This is a genomic window from Desulfovibrio psychrotolerans (genome assembly GCF_013340305.1).
Lineage (GTDB): Bacteria > Desulfobacterota > Desulfovibrionia > Desulfovibrionales > Desulfovibrionaceae > Halodesulfovibrio > Halodesulfovibrio psychrotolerans.
Window position 1 is genome coordinate 90152 of the sequence record NZ_BLVP01000002.1, and the last position, 17395, is coordinate 107546.

Consider the following 17395-nt stretch of genomic DNA (forward strand, 5'->3'; position numbering starts at 1 on the left):
TACCGCTCAGTAGTGTGTCCGTCTGGCGAATCCGGGCGCGCTGTGCTATCGCACTTGTGCGGGCGGCGGGTGCGACGGGCGTTGCCTGTTTTTTTGCCGCAGGGTGCCGATGTGTGCAACGGTTGCTGCGGCGGTGCGCCGGGTCGTTTTTCCGGATGACGCAACGGGCGCGGGCAATGCATCGGCGTAACTTTTCAGTGGAACCCGGCCGGAATCCGGCTGGAAACCGGATGGAACCTTTTCGGAATTTGTCCGGAACCTGTCCGGAACCCGGCATCCTAGCAATCGATGCCGTTTAACGCAAACCGAAACGTGCCCCACAGGTGTACCTGCCGGGGCAACGCATAGCAATACCACGTTTTTGGAGAAACTCATGTCGGAAAACGCGCTCCCCAAGGGATACGAGCCTCAGGATGTTGAAAGCAGGTGGCGCAGCCACTGGGAAGAGAACAAGGTGTTCACACCCGACCCGCAGGCAGATGGGGAACCCTTTTCCATTGTCATTCCGCCGCCCAACGTGACCGGTGCTCTGCACATGGGGCATGCCCTGAACCTGACCTTGCAGGACATTCTCTGCCGTTACCAGCGGCAGCGGGGCAAAAATGTGCTGTGGGTGCCCGGCACCGACCATGCGGGTATTGCCACGCAGAACGTGGTGGAACGCCAGCTTGCCAAGGAAGGCAAGGGACGCCACGATCTCGGGCGCGAGAAGTTCATAGAGCGCGTATGGGAATGGCGCGAGGACTACGGCAACCGTATTCTCAATCAGGTGCGCAAGATGGGCGCCTCTGTGGACTGGACGCGCGAACGCTTTACCATGGACGAAGGGCTTTCCCGCGCGGTGCGCAAGGTGTTTGTGGAGCTGTATCGTCAGGGGCTCATCTACAAGGGCGACTACATCATCAACTGGTGCCCGCGCTGCCATACCGCGCTTGCCGATGACGAAGTGGACCACAGCCCGGAGAAGGGCGCCCTGCACTACATCAAGTATCCGCTGGAAGACGGTTCCGGCTACCTGACCGTGGCGACTACCCGGCCCGAAACCATGCTGGCGGATACGGCGGTGGCCGTGAATCCTGAAGACGAACGGTTTGCGCACCTTATCGGCCAGCATGTTGTTCTGCCGCTGGTGAACCGCAAGCTGCGTATCATCGGCGACAAGTATGTGGAGGTGGAGTTCGGCACCGGCTGCCTGAAGGTGACCCCCGCCCATGACCACAACGACTGGGAACTGGGCCGCAAGCACGGGCTGGAAATCATTAATATTCTTAATGACGACGGGACGCTCAACGAGCTTGCAGGTGCCAACTACGCAGGGCTGACCTGCCCTGAGGCGCGGGTGAAGGTGCTTGCCGCGTTGCGGGAGGGAGGGTTCCTTGACCGCATAGAGGAGCACGACCACAACGTTGGGCATTGCTACCGCTGCAAGACCGTGGTGGAGCCGTATGTTTCCACTCAGTGGTTCGTGGCCATGACCCGTCTTGCGCCGCGCGCCAAGGCCGCGGTGCCGGAACTGACCCAGATTTTTCCCGAAACGTGGATAAAGACCTACAACCACTGGCTGGATAACATCCGCGACTGGTGCATATCGCGCCAGATATGGTGGGGACACCGGATTCCCGCATGGACCTGCGCCGACTGCGGCGAGTTGATTGTGGATAATGAGGCTCCCGAAGCCTGCTCCTGCGGCAGCACACGGCTTACGCAGGACGAGGACGTGCTGGATACGTGGTTCTCATCGGCCCTGTGGCCTTTTTCCACCATGGGCTGGCCTGAAAAGACGCAGGAGCTTGCCCGCTATTATCCCACCTCTGTGCTGGTGACGGGGTTTGACATCCTGTTCTTCTGGGTGGCGCGCATGATGATGATGGGGCTGCAGTTCATGGACGAGGTGCCCTTCAAGCATGTGTATATCCACGCTCTTGTGCGGGACGAGCACGGCAAGAAGATGTCCAAGTCTACGGGCAACGTCATTGATCCTGTGGAGATGATTGACAAGTACGGGTGCGACTCCCTGCGCTTTACCCTTACGTCCTTTGCCGCCATGGGGCGTGATATCAAGCTTTCTGAAGCGCGTATTGAAGGCTACCGCCATTTCTGCAACAAGATTTGGAACGCGGCCCGTTTTGCCCTGATGAACCTGCCGGAAACCGCGCCGGAGCCGGTGGACCTGAGCAAGGTTGCCCTGCACCACAAGTGGATTCTTTCGCGGCTTGAGGGGCTGAAGCAGAGCACCGCCGCTGCCACGGAAGGCTACCAGTTCAACGAGGTGGCCCAGAACCATTATAAGTTCATATGGAACGAGTTTTGTGACTGGTATCTGGAATTAATAAAGCCGGATATGCGCGCAGGCGGCGAACGGGAAAAGGAAGCCCGCTTTGTGCTCTGGACCGTATTGCAGGAAATGATGGTGCTGCTGCATCCGGTGATGCCGTTTATAACGGCTGAGGTATGGGCGGTGCTGCCGGGGATTGAAAACCGCGATATTGCGACCATGCCTTTCCCCGCGATGCGCCCGGAGTGCGCGGACGCTTCTGCCGAAGCCTCCATGGAGATGGTGCAGAACGTTATTGTGGCTGTGCGCACCATAAAGGCGGAGTTGAACATTTCGCCTTCCGCCAGAATGGACATGCTTATCCGTACCGCTTCTGACGAAGCGGCCAGACTGTTTGACGCCAACACGGAGCTGATGCAGTTTCTTGCGCGCATCGGCAGCGTGACACTGGGAGGGGATGTGCAGGCTCCCAAGGCTTCTGCCTCTGCTGTGGTGGCGGGCAATGAAATCATTTTGCCCCTTTCCGGCCATGTGAACTTTGAAGATGAAGTGGCGCGTCTGGAGAAGGAAATAGGCAAGGTGGAGAAGGATTTGAAGCAGGTTACCGGTAAGTTGCGCAATGAGAGCTTTGTTGCCAAGGCACCTGCTGAGATTGTGCAGAAAGAAAAGGACCGTGCTACGGAACTGGAAGCGACCATGGAGACGCTGCTCAAGTTGCAGAAGCGGTTCCGTGATGCCATGGACGCGTAAGGATATGCTGAGACGACAGGCGGCCTGCTGATGCGGGCCGCCTGTGTATTATGATGTGGCGCGGTTTTTACTGATGTGGCCCGATGTGATTTGAGGCCTGCAATTGCAATCTGCCCCGTTGCCTGTCCGGAGTTACTGTTATGCACGACACCGCTGCGCCGGAACGTTCCGGCCCTGAGAAGGCCCCTTGTGTGAATGCCGCGCCTGTGGCTCCGCGCCATCTGGTGGCCCCCTGCGGGCTGGACTGTTCCCGGTGTGTCTCCTGCTCGGAAGGGCGTGTTGTGGGGCTTGCGCGGGAGCTTATGGGTCTGCTGGGTGAGAACTTTCATGCCTATGCGGCGCGGTTGCAGTCCATAAACCCCGCGCTGGCGGAGTATGCTCAGTTCCGGCTGGTGCTGGAATCGTTTGCGCAGGACCGCTGCGGCGGATGCCGTTCCGGCACGCGGGTGTGCCTGCCAAGCTGCAATGTTATGGCCTGTACAACGGCGCGGGGTGTGGAATTCTGCTTCCAATGCGAGGCATACCCCTGTACCAATACGGGGTTGCCGGAGCCGGTGCTCGTCAAGTGGCGCAGGCAGAATGACCGTATGCGCGAGGCGGGCATAGAAGTGTATTTGAAGGAGTTGGCGGAGACGCCGAGGTATCCGTAGGTTTGTTGGCAGCGTTTTTCAGGTTCGTAGCCCTAGGAGGTTCTGCATGGAGCTTCAGATAAAAAAATGGGGAGTGCTTCGCGACTCCACCATCCCCCTGCCGGGACTTACAGTCATTACGGGGTATAATGCTACGGGCAAGAGCACGGTGGGGAAGCTGTTGCTGGCTTTAGTTAACTGTACGATTTTTCACTCAAACGATTACAAACCCGGCCAGTTCGGGGAGCGTAACATTTTTCCTCTTTTAGATAATATTTTGGGGCAGGCTGACGAGGGGGCAAACACTTTCCTCAAGACAAATGGGCCAGATTTTGAACTTAGTAGAATAGCAAATAGGTATAGTATTCCTAAAACTTATATCAACAGCGAATCAGAGATACCAATCAAAGCAGCATTCTTGATTGAGACACCATTCGTTGCGCATCTATCTCGTCTATTTCAGCAAGTACAAAGCTATGCAAGTCGTGATATTTCTGGATTAAGGATAGAATATCCCTTCGCAATGAATGACGTGTATGTGAAATTGATTTCTAAACGTCAAAATATCACTGAGATACAAGAGCGTATCGCGCAAGATTTGTACAAAGCTTGCCGTGGACATATCGACTTAACAGCATCACCACCTGTTTTTATTGAAAGTACGTCTGATGGCGAAAGAAAAATTGACATTAAAAATACAGCATCAGGACAACTTGGGCTTTCTATTTTAGGTAAGCTTCTTGAAAATGGTTGGGTAGCGAGTGACGCCATATCCATTTTTGATGAACCGGAAAGCCACATGCACCCGCACTGGCAACTCATCTACGCCGACCTGCTGGTCCGCTGCGTAGAGGAACTGGGCGCAACAATCGTTGTGACCACCCACACGCCCTATATGCTGCAAGCCTTGAAGGTCTTTTCCGACCAACGGATAAAGGACAAGGCTGCCTTCTGCCTTGCGGAGCGCAAGGGCGACCATGCGCAGATTACCGTGGATGATTCGCCTGATCTGGACCGGATTTTGCCCTTGATGACCGACCCCATGGAGCGCATTCAACTGCTCAAGGTGTGGGATGATGAATCCTGATGCGCTGCTTGATGCGGCGGTTGCCTGCGGTCTGGCCGATGTGCGGCGACTGGGTGAGCTTGCGCATTCGTGCTGCCCGCAGTCTTCCGTTGCTGTGGTGGATTTTGACGCCGTGAAGGACAAGGTGTTTGCAGGGGTTAACGATAAGCCGAAATCCTGTGACGCGGTGCTTGCAGCGCAGGGCGCTATGACCTTTGTTGAGATGAAAAGCATTTTGCGCACATGGGAGTATACCCTGCGGTTGTATAAACGAAAATTGAAGGATTCCGGATACAAAAAGCAGGATATTCTTGCCGGGCCTCTGCCGGAGGAATTGCGTGCATGGCGGCTGAATGCTCTGCTGAAGCATGTGCGGGAAGAGTTCGCCCTGCCGGGAAAGTACTACTGCTCGTGTGAAGTTCTGGATACGCTGGCAGCCCGGATGGGGATGGCAGCGGAATGGAAGTCTGGAAAGCGAAACGATGAGTTTGTTTTCGTGCACGACTTGAGCACCGCCGATAAAAATGCTGTGGTTATTTCTCACTCACTGTATTTTTTGTTCAAAAGAATTTTCAAAGATGTGCGTAAGAAGACGGCTTCTCAGGTGTGGAAGATAAGCCCCTTAATGCTTTCCTGCACCGAATTTGAAACGAAGTACACACCGGCCAAAGCGTAGCCGGTCGCAATACGGAGGAGCGATGAAGGTTTATCTGATAGGAGCCGGACCGGGTGATCCCGGACTGCTGACCATAAAGGCCCGCGATGTGCTGAGCGAGGCGGATGTTATTGTCTATGACTATCTGGCCAACAGCGATTTTCTGGATTTTGCAAAGCCCGGCGCGGAGATTATCTACGTGGGCAAGAAGGGCGGCGACCATACCCTGTCGCAGGAAGGCATAAACGCCCTTATTGTGGAGAAGGCCAAGGAAGGCAAGACCGTGGCGCGGCTGAAAGGCGGCGACCCCTACATGTTCGGGCGCGGCGGCGAAGAGGCGGAAGAGCTTCTGGACGCGGGAGTGCCTTTTGAGGAGATTCCCGGCATTACCTCGGCCATTGCCGGTCCCGCCTATGCGGGCATTCCGCTTACCCACCGCGATTACGCCTCTTCCGTGGCCTTTATCACCGGGCACGAGAACCCGGACAAGCCGGATTCTGCGCACAACTGGGAAGCCCTTGCCAAGGGCACGTCCACACTGGTGTTCTTTATGGGCATGAAGAACCTGCCCCATATTTCCGAGCAGCTCATCAAGCATGGCATGGCCCCGAACACCCCCGCTGCGCTGGTGCACTGGGGCACCACCACAAAACACCGCTCCATGGCATCGACCATTGAGAAGCTGCCTGTGGAGGGTCCGGCACAGGGTTTTACCTCGCCTTCGCTTATTGTGGTGGGCGGCGTGGTGAACCTGCGCGAGCGGTTGAACTGGTTTGAGCAACTGCCCCTGCTGGGCAAGGGCGTGGTGGTGACCCGCGCGCGCGAACAGGCAAGCGGCATGGCGGCGCAACTGCGCAAGCTGGGAGCCAACGTGGTGCAGTTTCCCACCATTGAGATTACGCCGCTGGCCGATTACACGGCCGTGCATGACGCCATACGCCGTATTGCCGAATACGAATGGCTGATTTTTACCTCTGTGAACGGGGTGAAGCACTTCTGGCTGCAGATGGCTCACCTTGGGCTGGACACCCGTGCGCTGGGCAGGGCCAAGGTGGCGGCCATAGGGCCTGCCACGGCGGATATTCTGCGTGAGAAGGGTGTGGAGCCTGACTTTATTCCGGAGAAGTACGTGGCGGAAGGCGTGGTCAAGGGGTTGCTTGAGCGCGGCATGAACGGCTGCAAGGTGCTTCTGCCCCGTGCGCTGGAAGCCCGCGAGGTATTGCCCGAAGAACTGCGCAAGGCCGGAGCCGTGGTGGATATTCTGCCCGTGTACGAAACCGTTCCCGCAGGCGAGAAGCGCGACACCGTGCTGAAGATGCTGGAAGCGGGAGAGTTGCACTGTGTGACCTTTGGCTCCTCTTCCACCGTGGATAACTTTTTCGCGCTGGTGGAGCCGGATATCATCAAAAAGCACAGGGCGACCGTGAAGCTGGCGAGCATTGGCCCCATTACCGCCAAGACGCTGGAAAGCTACGGCTTTACTCCGGACATACAGCCGGAAGACTACACCATTCCCGCGCTGGTGGCGGAACTGGAAAAGCATCTGTAGAAATCCGGCGCACAGAGCCTGTGCGCGGACGGACGTTTCCGGCGGGGTAGGGTGCATCCTGCCCCGCCGTTTTTTCAACTTGGTTTCGGGAGGCGGAACATGGCATTACGTGTGGCGGTGCTGGCTTCGGGCAACGGGTCCAACCTGCAATCCATACTGGACAAGGCGGCTGCGGGCGTTCTGGATGTGGACGTGCGCCTTGTGCTGTGCAACAGGCCCGACGCGTATGCCCTGCAACGGGCCGCGCAGGCGGGGGTGCCGCATCTGTGCCTGCCCCACGGGGATTTTCCGGACAGGGAGAGTTTTGATGCCGCCATGGTGGCCGCCATACGGGAAGCGGGGGCGGACGCGGTGGTGCTGGCGGGCTACATGCGGCTGCTCACGCCGCTGTTTCTGAACGCCTTTGCCGGAAGGGTGGTGAATATTCATCCCGCCGTTCTGCCTGCTTTTCCGGGAGTGCGCGGGGCTGCGGACGCCCATGCCTACGGCGTGAAGATTACAGGCTGCACCGTGCATTTTGTGGAAGAGAAGATGGACCATGGTCCGGTTATTATTCAGGCTGCCGTGCCGCTGAACCCGGAGGAGGATGTGGAGGCGCTGAAAGAGCGCATTCATGCCATGGAGCACCGGATATACCCGCAGGCCCTGCAATGGCTGGCACAGGGGCGGCTTGTGTCTGCCGGGCGCACGGTGCGTCTTGCGCCGCCTGCTTGCGGCGAAGCACCGGCGCGTGCCGCAGACCGGGGAGACTGGCTGGTGTGGCCGCCGCTGGAAGCAGGGTTCTGAGAACAGCGTATTTTCTTTGCGGAGCAGTTATTCCTGCAGGGCGCAGGCGGTGATGTTCGTAGGGTCGTTGGGCAGGCGGATGGTGAACCGGGTGCCGAATCCCTGCGTGGAGGCCACGTCGAAGCTGCCGTTGTGGTTCTCTTTGATGATGAAATAGGAGACGGAAAGCCCCAATCCCGTGCCCACGCCTATCTCCTTGGTGGTGAAGAAGGGTTCGAACACGCGCTTGCGGACCGATTCGCTCATGCCGGGGCCGTTGTCTTCCACGTCTATGCGGATGCATTGCGATTCCTGCCGTGTGCGGATGGTGATGCACGGGCCGCCCTGATCATAGGATTTGCCCTGCATGGCCTGCGCCGCGTTGCGCAGCAGATTCAGGATAACCTGTTCTATCTCGCTGGCAGAGCAGATGATTTCCCGCAGGTTGGGGTCGTAATCCCGGATGATGGCGATGGAGCGGAAGTCGTAGCGTTTTTTCAGGTCGTAGTCGTTGGCGGCCAGTTCTACCGTGCGGTCCAGAGATTTGTGCATGTCCACCGTGGAGCGGCGAGATTCGCTGCTTCTGGAAAAGTCGAGCATGTTCGCCACGATGCTTGCGGCGCGGGTGCCTGATTCGCGGATGCCTTCCAGAAAGACCAGAATCTGTCGTTCCTTAAGATAGGCGCGGATGCATTCCAGCGGGCAGCCCACCTTTTCCGCTGCCGTGCGGTTGGCGGGTAGGTCTTCCGACAGCCTGCGCTCTATGTTCTGCGCACCCTGCAGAATGGCCCCCAGCGGGTTGTTTATCTCGTGCGCCATGCCCGCAGCGAGTCCGCCCACGGACATCATCTTTTCCGTCTGCACCATCATTTCTTCCATACGCACGCGGCGGGTCACGTCGTCCACACGCAGCACCACGCCCTGCATGCCGTTGCTGGCGAGGGGATAGATGAGCACATCGTGGTATTGCACCATGTCGCCGTCGTTGGCGGCCTGTTTTTCCAGCAGCTTGGGGCTGCGTTCATCCTGCGCACGCATGATGTCTTCCAGATAGCCGGACAGTGGGGGATAGACCTGCGTGATGAGGCGTCCGCGCGCCTCTTCTTCGCGGAGTCCCATCCATTCTTCGGCAGCCTGATTCATGTGCGTGACCTGATAGGATTCGTTCAGCCCGATGATGATGGAGGGCATGGAGTCGATGATATTCTTGATGTACAGGCGGGTTTTTTTGAGGTCTGTTTCGCGGTTCTGCAGTTGCCTGACCATGTGGGTGAAGGTGCTGCGGAGCGATGCCAGTTCCTCAAAGGTGTCTGTGCGGTTCTCGTCTATGGAGAAATCGCCCCCGGCAAGGCGGCGCATGGAGGCGGTGAGTTCCGAGAAGGGGCGCAGGATGTTGCGGCGCATTTCTGCCCCCACCAGAACGGCGAAGACCGTGTAAAGCACGAGCAGGAAGAAGATGAACCATGAGAGGGAGCGCATGGTTTCTGCATAGACAGCCGATGAGGGGGTAGTGAAGATGAGTACCCACTGGATGGACGGAATGGAGGTGGCGGATGCGAGATATGACTGCCCGTGCAGATGGATGAAGATGCTTTCGCCGCCTATGCTGCCGGGACCGTAAAAGGGCAGGTTGCCTATGTTCTCCTGCTGCTGCATGACGCGTTTTTCCGGATGCGCCATGACCGTGCCCCACGCGTCTGTGAGGATGACGGTTTCGCCCTTGGAGGGCTGGAGCCCCGCTATGTGCAACTGTATGTCGTTAAGCTTGAGTGCGCCCACGAGGAGTCTACCGTCACTCATTTTATGGGCGAGGTGCACCACCATGCCCTTGCCGTCTTCCAGCGGGACCGGGCGTCCCTGCATCATGTTTTTGCCTTCCAGCATCTGGAGGGGGATGGCGAAATCTACATTGGAACGTCCGGTGGGAACGCTGGCGACAATGATGCGCTCTGCGTCTATGAGCAGCAGGCGGGAGAACCGCGGGTTTGCCTCCCACGCGCGCCGCAGGGACTGGGTGGACTGCTCCTGTGTTGCTCCGGGCAGCATTTCCAGTTCAAACCCCGTGTGGTGCAGTGTGGTCAGGGCACCTTCCACGTAGTTTTCCACGTATTTTGCCAGCGTGGCGGATATGGCCTCACTGCGTTTTTCGAATTCGCTCCGGGCGATGAAAAAAAAGAATGAACCGAGCACGGCCACCGAGATGACGCACAACAGGGTGCCCCACAGGAGCAGCCTGCTGCTTGTCAGCTGGACGAGGGAGGGGAGTTGTGCGCGGGATTCCTTCATTGGGCACTCGTCATGCTGCCGTTGCGGATGGTCAGGATGAGGGGGGGGCGCTGCACGTCGCCGTAGGGGTCTATCTCAAATTCGCTGATGATGCCGTTTTGCCTGCCCAGCGAGGTGAGCGCCTCCATGAGGCCCTGCCGCTTGCCGCCTGTCTTTTGCAGGGCGGCTGCAAGGGCCTGCATGGCCTCATAGCCGTAGGCGGCGGCGAAATTGGGTTCCCAGCCGAAACGCTGCTTGTATTGCTCGCGGAAGCGGACGTATTCCGGCCGCTGGCTGTTGGGGTCGTAGCTGATGCTGGCGGTGAGGCCTTCTATGTGTCTGCCTGCGCCGGAAACAAGGTCTGAGGTGTAGGCCCATGGGGAGCTGTACAGCGGCAGGTGGATTCCTGCCTGATACAGCGACTGGGCAAGGCTGGCCGTATCGCGTGCGGATAAGGCCATGAACAGGGAGTCCGGCCCGGAGGCGCGGATGGCGTGGAGCACGTTGTCCCACTCCGCCATGCGGCTGGAGACAATGGTGACGGTGGCGGCTATTTCTCCGCCGTGGCTGCGGAACCGTTCTGCATAGGCGTTGCTGAAGGTTTCTGTATAGGCACGGTTGTCCGTATCGTAGACGATGAAGACACGCCGGACATTGTGCTGCTGTACGGCATAGTCGGCGAGGCTGATCGCCCAGTCGTCGCTCTGGGAGATGACGCGGAAGAAGTTGTCGCGGATGCCGGAGAGCAGGTGCGTGCTGGTGGTGGGGGAAACCAGCGGCAGGTCGGTGCCCTTGAGCGCGGCTGTTGCTGCCATGGATTGCTGGCTGGTCATGTGGCCGATGATGGCGACCACGTTTTCCTGCATGAGTTCCGCATTGGCAGCCACGGCGTCTGCTTCTGTTTCGCCGTCGTGACGGACGATGAGGTCTATCTGCCGTCCGCCGATGCCGCCCGCCGCATTGATGTGCTCCACGCACAACTGTACCCCGTAGCGACCGTGGATGCCGAGGTCTGAGTATTTGCCTTCCAGCGGGCCGGAGAAGCCGACACGGATGGGGTCTGTGTTTCCGCATCCGGCCAGAACGGAGTACAGAAGCACGATTCCCAGCGCACCCAGAACGCGTATCGGCAGGGGGGGCGCGTGTCGCATGGGGACCACCTCGTTTCCGTTTCAGGGTTTCGCAAGCCGTTAAAACAGTATACTATGCGAATAGTACGACAGGACTGCGAGGAGTGCAAAACAATTTCCTCTTTATGCGAGTGCCGCTTACGTGCAAACGGGTAGTGCTGAGGCGGGGGCGTGCATGCGCAACGCTCTGCCAAGTGTACAACGCTCTGACCGGAGAGGACCATGACATTTGCGTTTGCTGTTTCACCCGAAGAGAGACGGTATATACTGGACCTGGTGCGCTGGAGTATTCTGCGTGCGCTGGCGGACGAAGGGGAGGGCGGGCCGCCCGCTGAACATGAGGTTCCCCCGCCGCCCACCCCCTTGCTGCGAGAGCATTTGGGGGCCTTTGTCACCCTGAAGAAGCATGGCGCGTTGCGGGGGTGCATCGGGTATGTGGTGGGTGACGGGCCGCTGTATCTGACGATTGCGCGCATGGCCCATGCGGCCGCCTTTGAAGACCCGCGGTTCATGCCTGTGACACGGGAAGAGTATGGGGCGCTGGAGGTGGAGGTTTCCGTGCTTGGCCCGGTGACGCCATGCCCTGAGCCGGAACAGGTATGCGTGGGGCGGCACGGCCTTATTGTGCGGCGGGGGGGGCAGTCCGGTCTGCTGCTGCCGCAGGTGCCAGTGGAATGGGGGTGGGACAGGGATACTTTTCTGGAACAGACCTGCCGCAAGGCGGGATTGCCCGCCGGCGCGTGGCGCGACCCGGAGACGGAGTTGTATTGGTTTGAGGCCGTTGTTTTTTAACAGGTCGGGACGGTGCTCCCGGCGGGGTAGAGGTACATATGCGGACAGGGCATGGAGGCAGGATTCTACCACGCTGCAGGCTTGTTGCCCATCCGGGACGGATGGGCGGGGGAGTTTTGGGATTTTTTGAACGAAGCAGGAGCCTGTGATGAGGAAGAGCACACCCGGCCAGCGATTTTCCATAACCCGGACGGCACTGAAGAGTACGCTTGTGTATGCCGTGTTCGGCGTGTTGTGGATTCGTTTCTCGGTTTTGTTTCTGGCCTCTTTTATTGATGATCCCGGCGTCATGATGAGGGTTCAGACCTACAAGGGGTGGTTCTTTATTGTCGTTACGGCCATGCTGCTCTTTGTGCTGGTGCGTCGGAATCTTTCGGCACAGCGGGCATTTGAACAGTCGCTGCGGGTAAGCCGCATGCAGTTGCAGGGGTTGTTTCAGGTGGCCGATACGGTGGCATTTCTGCTGAGCAGGCGGTTGGGGGGAAAGATTGTCATTGAGGAGGCAAGTCCCGGTGCCGTGCGTCTGTTCGGGCTGGACGCGGGGGCTGTTGCGGCGGGCGGTCTGGAGGCGGTGGGCCTGCCTGCGGGACTGTTCACGCCCACGGTGTCCGTGGCCGGAAGCATGGGTGGCGTGAGTGAGATGGTGCATACCGCACCGGACGGCACGGTGCGGCATTTGCTGGTGAGCGTGGTAATGTTTGCTTCTGCGGAGGATGATGCGGCTGCTTTGGCGGCTGCAGAGCAGGACGGGATTGCTGCGGAGACGGAGCCGGAAGCGGGCAGGGAAGGGACCATGTTCCTCACCGTGGCACTGGACGTGAGCGAACGCAGGCGGGCGGAACAGGCATTGCTGCAGGCCACCGGGTTTATCCGCAACATCACGGACACCATGCCCTCTGTGCTGATAGGCGTGGACGCAGCGTTGCGCGTGACGCACTGGAATGCCGCCGCCCGTATGGAGACCGGTATTGCCGAGGCGGATGCGCTGGGGGAACCTGTGGCGGAGGTTTTTCCCCTGTTACAGGGACATTCGGCCGAGATAGCCGAGAGTCTGCTGGAGCGGAGAACCATAACGCTCACCATGCGGCATGCGACGCCGGGAGCGCGTGAGGCCGCCGGGAAGGGCGGTGGCGCGACCTATGTCGTGCGTTGCCATGAGGTGCAGGTTTTTCCGCTTGGCGGTGTGGCGGCAGGCGCCAGAGAGGAGGGTGAGCGTGGGGCGGTGATACGCGTGGACGATGTTTCTGAGCGGACCCGTATGCAGGAACTGCTGGTGCAGACGGAAAAGATGATGTCTGTGGGCGGGCTTGCGGCGGGCATGGCGCACGAGATTAACAATCCGCTCGGAGGCGTGTTGCAGGGGGTGCAGAATATCCGCCGCAGACTCTCGGCCGATTTGCCCGTCAATCAGGAGGTGGCAGAGGAGACCGGGTGCGACCTTGTTGCCACCGGCCGGTATCTGGAGAAGCGCGGCGTATGGCATATGCTGGACGGGGTGTTTGAGTCCGGCAAGAGGGCTGCGGAGATCGTGTCGAGCATGCTGGAATTTTCGCGTACCAGTGACCTTTCGCACAGCGGGGTGGACCTGCACCTTCTGCTGGACAAGGCGCTGGACCTTGCCGGAAAGGACTATGATCTTGAACGGCGTTACGATTTCAGGAATATCCGCATTGTGCGGGAGTATGACCCGGATATGCCGCCGGTTTTGTGTTCGCGTATAGGCATAGAGCAGGTGCTGCTCAACCTGCTGCGCAACGCGGCGCAGGCCATGGGGGGGTATGACGGCGGGCCTGACTGGAAGCCCTGCATTACCCTGCGCACCTACATGAAGTCCGGCTACGCCTATATTGAGGTGCAGGACAACGGTCCCGGCATGAACGAGGACCAGCGCAGGCGAGCCTTTGAGCCGTTTTTTACCACCAAGCCCGTGGGCGAGGGAACCGGGCTTGGGCTTTCCGTCTCGTATTACATTATCACCAGCAGCCACAGCGGACAGTTTGAACTGCGCACGGAACCGGACAAGGGCGCGCTGTTCCGCATAAAGCTTCCGGTGCTGTGAGGGCAGGCACGCGCTTTGGGGGGCCGCATGCCTGCCGATTACTCAGAGAATGCGTTTGCGGATGAAGGTTGTCGCGATTTCCATACATACCACCACGGCGAAGATGCACAGGAGAATCAGGGAAACCTGATTCCAGCGGAACAGGTTTATGGCCGTATCCAGCGCCATGCCGATGCCGCCCGCTCCGACCAGCCCTATGACGGCTGATTCCCGCACGTTTATATCCCACCGGAACAGGCTGGTGCCCCAGAAGGCCGGGGCCACCTGCGGCCAGTACGCCTTGAGGATGACGCTGGGCCACGGCGCTCCCGCAGCGCGCAGGGCTTCTACGGGGCCTTTGTGGCATTCTTCCAGCGCTTCACCCATGAGCTTGCCGCAGAAACCGATGGAGCGGAAGCCGATGGCCACGCTGCCAGCCAGCGCGCCGGGGCCGAAGACGGCCACGAAGAGGATGGCCCAGACCAGCGTGTTTACCGAGCGGGAGGTTACGAGAATGAGCCGGGCGAACCAGTTAAGCACCGGATAGGGCGTGATGTTGTTTGCGGCAAGCAGGGCCACGGGCAGGGAAAGAGCCAGCGCGATAATGGTTCCCATGCCCGCGATATGCATGGTTTCCACCAGCGCGGTATGCACGCCGCTGAAGTAGTGCGAGGTGTCCGGCGGCCACATGCGGGTGAGCATGTCTGCCATCTGCGTGGGGGCATCGAACAGGAATTCCGGCACCACCTGCACCGTGCGGAACGATATGGCAAGCGCGATGCCCGCCGCAAGGAGCAGCGAGAAGCGGGCCAGACGGCGCAGGGGGGAAAAGCGCTGCCATGTGCGTGGCGTGCGGGGGTGATTAGTCATTGAACACCGCCTTTACCACCGATGCCAGATACTCGCCCAGCATGACCAGCGCGATGATGGAGATCAGGATGGCAGCCAGAAAGTCGTAATCGAACCGCTGGAACGCCGCGAAAAGGGTGCCGCCGATGCCGCCCGCTCCCACGATGCCCACCATGGTGGAATTGCGGATGTTGGCATCGAACTGGTAGGTGGCGAAACCGATGAAGCGGTTCAGCACCTGCGGGAGAACGGCAAAAATGATGACGCTGAGGAAGGGAGCCCCGGCTGCCCGGCAGGCTTCTACGGGTTTGAGCGATATTTCTTCCACCGCCTCTGCGAACAGCTTGCCGATGAAGCCGATGGAGGCCACGACAAGGGTGAGGATGCCTGCCAGCGGTCCGAATCCCACCGCCTTGACGAACAGAATGGCGAAAATGACGGGGTGGAAGGAGCGGCTGACGGCAATGACCGCACGGGCGGGCCATGTTGCCCATGCCGGCATGAGGTTGCGGGCGCAGACCAGCCCGAAGGGCAGCGAGAGCGCAATGCCTGCCCCGGAGGCGATAATGGCAATTTGCAGGGTTTCCGCAAGATTGTTTACCAGTAAACGCCAGCGGGTGAACTCCGGCGGGAACATGCTGCCCAGAAACATCGCGCCGTTGTGCAGGCCCGAGACAAAGCGCGCCCATGTGAAGTCCATGGACCATGCCGCATAGACGCAATAGACTGCCAGCAGCGACCATCCGGCGCGGGCAGCCCAGTTGGGGCGGAACGCGGCGCGTTGTGTACCGCTCATGACAGCCAGTCCTCTCCGCCGTAGATGTGCTTGAGGTGCTCATCGGTGAGGTCGGCGGGGGGACCGTCAAAGACGATGCTGCCATGCGACATGCCGATGACCCTGTCCGCGAAGCGTTTGGCAAGAACAACGTCGTGGATGTTGATGAGCAGGGGGATGCTGCGTGCCTTGGAAAAGTCGTTCAGCAGGGTCATTATTTCCACGGATGTTTTGGGGTCCAGCGAAGAGGTGGGTTCGTCTGCCATAAGGAGGCAGGGGTTCTGCATGACCGCACGCGCTATGCCCACCCGCTGTCTTTGCCCGCCGGAAAGGGCGTCTGCACGGACCGTGGCAAAGTCGGTGAGGCCCACCATATCGATAAGCTCGAACGCCCGGTCCACATGCTCCTGTCTGAACTTGCGCAGCCACGCACGCCATACGGGCGTTATGCCCAGTACGCCGCACAGCACGTTTTCGATGACGGTGAGGCGTTCCACCAGATTGAATTCCTGAAACACCATGCCGATGCCGTGCCTTGCCAGACGCAGTTGCCTGCCGGACAGCCGGGTCATGTCCTGCCCTGCAACGGTTATGCTGCCGCCGCTGGGTTCTATGAGCCGGTTTATGCAGCGCAGCATGGTGCTTTTGCCCGTGCCGGAAGGGCCTATGATGGCTACGGTGGCGCAGCCCTGCACGGAGAAGGAGATGTCCTTCAGTACCGGTTTGCCCGGTACGTATTCCTTAACCAGACGGGTCACGGTAAGGGAGCGGGGCTCCGTTGCCCCGCTCCCGGCGATATGAGGTGATGTCACGTTGCTCTCTTGGACTGCTTACTGCTTGGCTTTTTTGGCCGCGTCTTCCTGCTCTTTGGCGATCATGGCCTTGAGCCCTTCTTCGTTGTAGCTGGTGCCGGTGCCTTCTGCTATTTCGCGCACAACAGCCCAATCTGCCTTGTAGGTGATGGGGTAGAAGCGGTCGGCATCGTCAAATGCCTTTTTCATGCCGTCCGTAAAGCGGTAGGTGTGGAAGGCGCCCACGATTTTTTCCACAAGGTCGGGGCAAAGCTGGCTGGAATAGCCGAAAGAAGAGGTGGGGAAGCCGGCACTGGCGTAAATGGTGCGCAGTTCGCCTTCTTTGACGCGGCCCGCACGCACCATGCGTTCGTATACGTCGGAGGCAACGGGGGCGGCGTCATAGTCGCCATGGGCAACGCCCAGAATGGACTGGTCATGCTTGCCGGAATACACCACGGTGTAATCCTGGTCCGGAGTGATGCCCCTCGGGGGGAAGAGGACGCGCGGGGCAAGGTTGCCGGAGTTGGAGGAGGCGGAGGTGTGGGCTACTTTTTTGCCCTTGAGATCGGCCATGGTCTGGATGGGGCTGTCTTTCTTCACCACGACGAGCAGCTGGTAGCCCTGAAAACGGTCTGCATCGCCCTTGACGGCAATGGGAACGAAGCCCGCGAGGTTGACGGCAAAGCCCGTGGGGCCCGTGGAGAATCCGGCCACGTGCAGACGGCCGGAACGCATGGCCTCGACCTGCGCGGAGTTGGAGTGGACGGTGTAGTACACTACGTCCTTGCCGGTGGCACGTTTCAGATGGGCCTGAAAGTCTGCGAAGACGTCCTGATAGACGGCGGGGTCTTCTACGGGGGTGTAGGTGAAGACCAGCGTGGAGGGGTCTTTGCACATGCCTGCGGGGGCGAGGTCGGCCACCATGTCCATGTCGTTGTCGCAGTACATGGGGTCAAGCAGGCCGCGATTCTGACAATCAGCGGCAAGCGCGGGAACGGCAACCGCAAGGATGAACAGGGTTGCCAGCAGAGAAAGAAGACGTCTCATGTAGTATACTCCTCAT

The 17395-nt window shown here is 59.4% G+C and carries 14 protein-coding genes; 8 read left to right on the forward strand and 6 right to left on the reverse strand.

What is annotated here, in order from left to right; translation table 11 throughout:
* The first annotated feature begins 373 nt into the window (after positions 1–373).
* From HUV26_RS03300 to purN, 6 genes are all read left to right on the forward strand, one after another.
* Positions 374–3025: a valine--tRNA ligase gene (locus HUV26_RS03300; protein WP_174408683.1), complete on the forward strand. Its 2652-nt coding sequence runs from the start codon at positions 374–376 to the stop codon at positions 3023–3025.
* A gap of 140 nt (positions 3026–3165) precedes the next feature.
* Positions 3166–3675 (forward strand): DUF3795 domain-containing protein, encoded by a 510-nt coding sequence (locus HUV26_RS03305; RefSeq protein ID WP_174408684.1) that lies wholly within the window; start codon positions 3166–3168, stop codon positions 3673–3675.
* Positions 3676–3721: 46 nt separating this feature from the next.
* Positions 3722–4741, forward strand: a complete 1020-nt coding sequence (locus tag HUV26_RS03310; RefSeq protein ID WP_174408685.1) for an AAA family ATPase — start codon at positions 3722–3724, stop codon at positions 4739–4741.
* A 112-nt stretch (positions 4742–4853) separates the two neighbouring features.
* Positions 4854–5396 carry a lipoate--protein ligase family protein gene (locus tag HUV26_RS03315; protein WP_174408686.1) on the forward strand — a complete coding sequence of 181 codons (543 nt, stop codon included), beginning with the start codon at positions 4854–4856 and terminating at the stop codon, positions 5394–5396.
* Positions 5397–5418: 22 nt separating this feature from the next.
* Entirely contained in the window at positions 5419–6924 is a 1506-nt protein-coding gene (gene cobA, locus HUV26_RS03320) for a uroporphyrinogen-III C-methyltransferase (RefSeq protein WP_174408687.1), read from the forward strand.
* A 99-nt stretch (positions 6925–7023) separates the two neighbouring features.
* Complete coding sequence (gene purN / locus HUV26_RS03325; protein WP_174408688.1) at positions 7024–7710, forward strand: phosphoribosylglycinamide formyltransferase; 687 nt, start codon at positions 7024–7026, stop codon at positions 7708–7710.
* A gap of 27 nt (positions 7711–7737) precedes the next feature.
* Here the strand turns inward: purN and HUV26_RS03330 are convergent, their stop codons facing one another.
* Entirely contained in the window at positions 7738–9975 is a 2238-nt protein-coding gene (locus tag HUV26_RS03330; protein ID WP_174408689.1) for an ATP-binding protein, read from the reverse strand.
* Positions 9972–11105 (reverse strand): ABC transporter substrate-binding protein, encoded by a 1134-nt coding sequence (locus HUV26_RS03335; protein WP_174408690.1) that lies wholly within the window; start codon positions 11103–11105, stop codon positions 9972–9974. The genes HUV26_RS03330 and HUV26_RS03335 overlap by 4 nt, the downstream gene beginning before the upstream one ends.
* Before the next feature lie 201 nt (positions 11106–11306).
* On the opposite strand from HUV26_RS03335, the gene amrA reads away from it, so the two are divergent.
* A complete protein-coding gene (gene amrA, locus HUV26_RS03340; RefSeq protein ID WP_174408691.1) occupies positions 11307–11876 on the forward strand; it encodes an AmmeMemoRadiSam system protein A in 570 nt (189 codons plus the stop codon).
* A gap of 148 nt (positions 11877–12024) precedes the next feature.
* Positions 12025–13935 carry a PAS domain-containing sensor histidine kinase gene (locus tag HUV26_RS03345; RefSeq protein ID WP_174408692.1) on the forward strand — a complete coding sequence of 637 codons (1911 nt, stop codon included), beginning with the start codon at positions 12025–12027 and terminating at the stop codon, positions 13933–13935.
* A 42-nt stretch (positions 13936–13977) separates the two neighbouring features.
* Here HUV26_RS03345 and phnE (HUV26_RS03350) read toward each other — a convergent pair whose 3' ends face one another.
* From phnE (HUV26_RS03350) to phnD, 4 genes are read right to left on the reverse strand one after another with little or no spacing between them, the layout of a single operon-like run.
* Positions 13978–14784: a phosphonate ABC transporter, permease protein PhnE gene (gene phnE / locus HUV26_RS03350; RefSeq protein ID WP_174408693.1), complete on the reverse strand. Its 807-nt coding sequence runs from the start codon at positions 14782–14784 to the stop codon at positions 13978–13980.
* Positions 14777–15559 carry a phosphonate ABC transporter, permease protein PhnE gene (gene phnE / locus HUV26_RS03355; RefSeq protein WP_174408694.1) on the reverse strand — a complete coding sequence of 261 codons (783 nt, stop codon included), beginning with the start codon at positions 15557–15559 and terminating at the stop codon, positions 14777–14779. The genes phnE (HUV26_RS03350) and phnE (HUV26_RS03355) overlap by 8 nt, the downstream gene beginning before the upstream one ends.
* The gene (phnC, locus tag HUV26_RS03360) at positions 15556–16350 is read right to left on the reverse strand and encodes a phosphonate ABC transporter ATP-binding protein (RefSeq protein ID WP_174408695.1); all 795 of its coding nucleotides are present in this window, start codon (positions 16348–16350) and stop codon (positions 15556–15558) included. The genes phnE (HUV26_RS03355) and phnC overlap by 4 nt, the downstream gene beginning before the upstream one ends.
* A gap of 18 nt (positions 16351–16368) precedes the next feature.
* The gene (phnD, locus tag HUV26_RS03365; protein WP_174408696.1) at positions 16369–17379 is read right to left on the reverse strand and encodes a phosphate/phosphite/phosphonate ABC transporter substrate-binding protein; all 1011 of its coding nucleotides are present in this window, start codon (positions 17377–17379) and stop codon (positions 16369–16371) included.
* Between the last annotated feature and the right edge of the window lie 16 nt (positions 17380–17395).

What these genes read in the sequence shown, in the direction of transcription:
- HUV26_RS03300 (WP_174408683.1), top strand. Translation starts at nt 374, where the DNA reads ATGTCGGAAAACGCGCTCCCCAAGGGATACGAGCCTCAGGATGTTGAA.
- purN (WP_174408688.1), top strand. Translation starts at nt 7,024, where the DNA reads ATGGCATTACGTGTGGCGGTGCTGGCTTCGGGCAACGGGTCCAACCTG.
- HUV26_RS03345 (WP_174408692.1), top strand. Translation starts at nt 12,025, where the DNA reads ATGAGGAAGAGCACACCCGGCCAGCGATTTTCCATAACCCGGACGGCA.
- amrA (WP_174408691.1), top strand. Translation starts at nt 11,307, where the DNA reads ATGACATTTGCGTTTGCTGTTTCACCCGAAGAGAGACGGTATATACTG.
- HUV26_RS03335 (WP_174408690.1), bottom strand. Translation starts at nt 11,105, where the DNA reads ATGCGACACGCGCCCCCCCTGCCGATACGCGTTCTGGGTGCGCTGGGA.
- phnE (WP_174408693.1), bottom strand. Translation starts at nt 14,784, where the DNA reads ATGACTAATCACCCCCGCACGCCACGCACATGGCAGCGCTTTTCCCCC.
- HUV26_RS03330 (WP_174408689.1), bottom strand. Translation starts at nt 9,975, where the DNA reads ATGAAGGAATCCCGCGCACAACTCCCCTCCCTCGTCCAGCTGACAAGC.
- phnE (WP_174408694.1), bottom strand. Translation starts at nt 15,559, where the DNA reads ATGAGCGGTACACAACGCGCCGCGTTCCGCCCCAACTGGGCTGCCCGC.
- HUV26_RS03305 (WP_174408684.1), top strand. Translation starts at nt 3,166, where the DNA reads ATGCACGACACCGCTGCGCCGGAACGTTCCGGCCCTGAGAAGGCCCCT.
- cobA (WP_174408687.1), top strand. Translation starts at nt 5,419, where the DNA reads ATGAAGGTTTATCTGATAGGAGCCGGACCGGGTGATCCCGGACTGCTG.
- HUV26_RS03310 (WP_174408685.1), top strand. Translation starts at nt 3,722, where the DNA reads ATGGAGCTTCAGATAAAAAAATGGGGAGTGCTTCGCGACTCCACCATC.
- phnD (WP_174408696.1), bottom strand. Translation starts at nt 17,379, where the DNA reads ATGAGACGTCTTCTTTCTCTGCTGGCAACCCTGTTCATCCTTGCGGTT.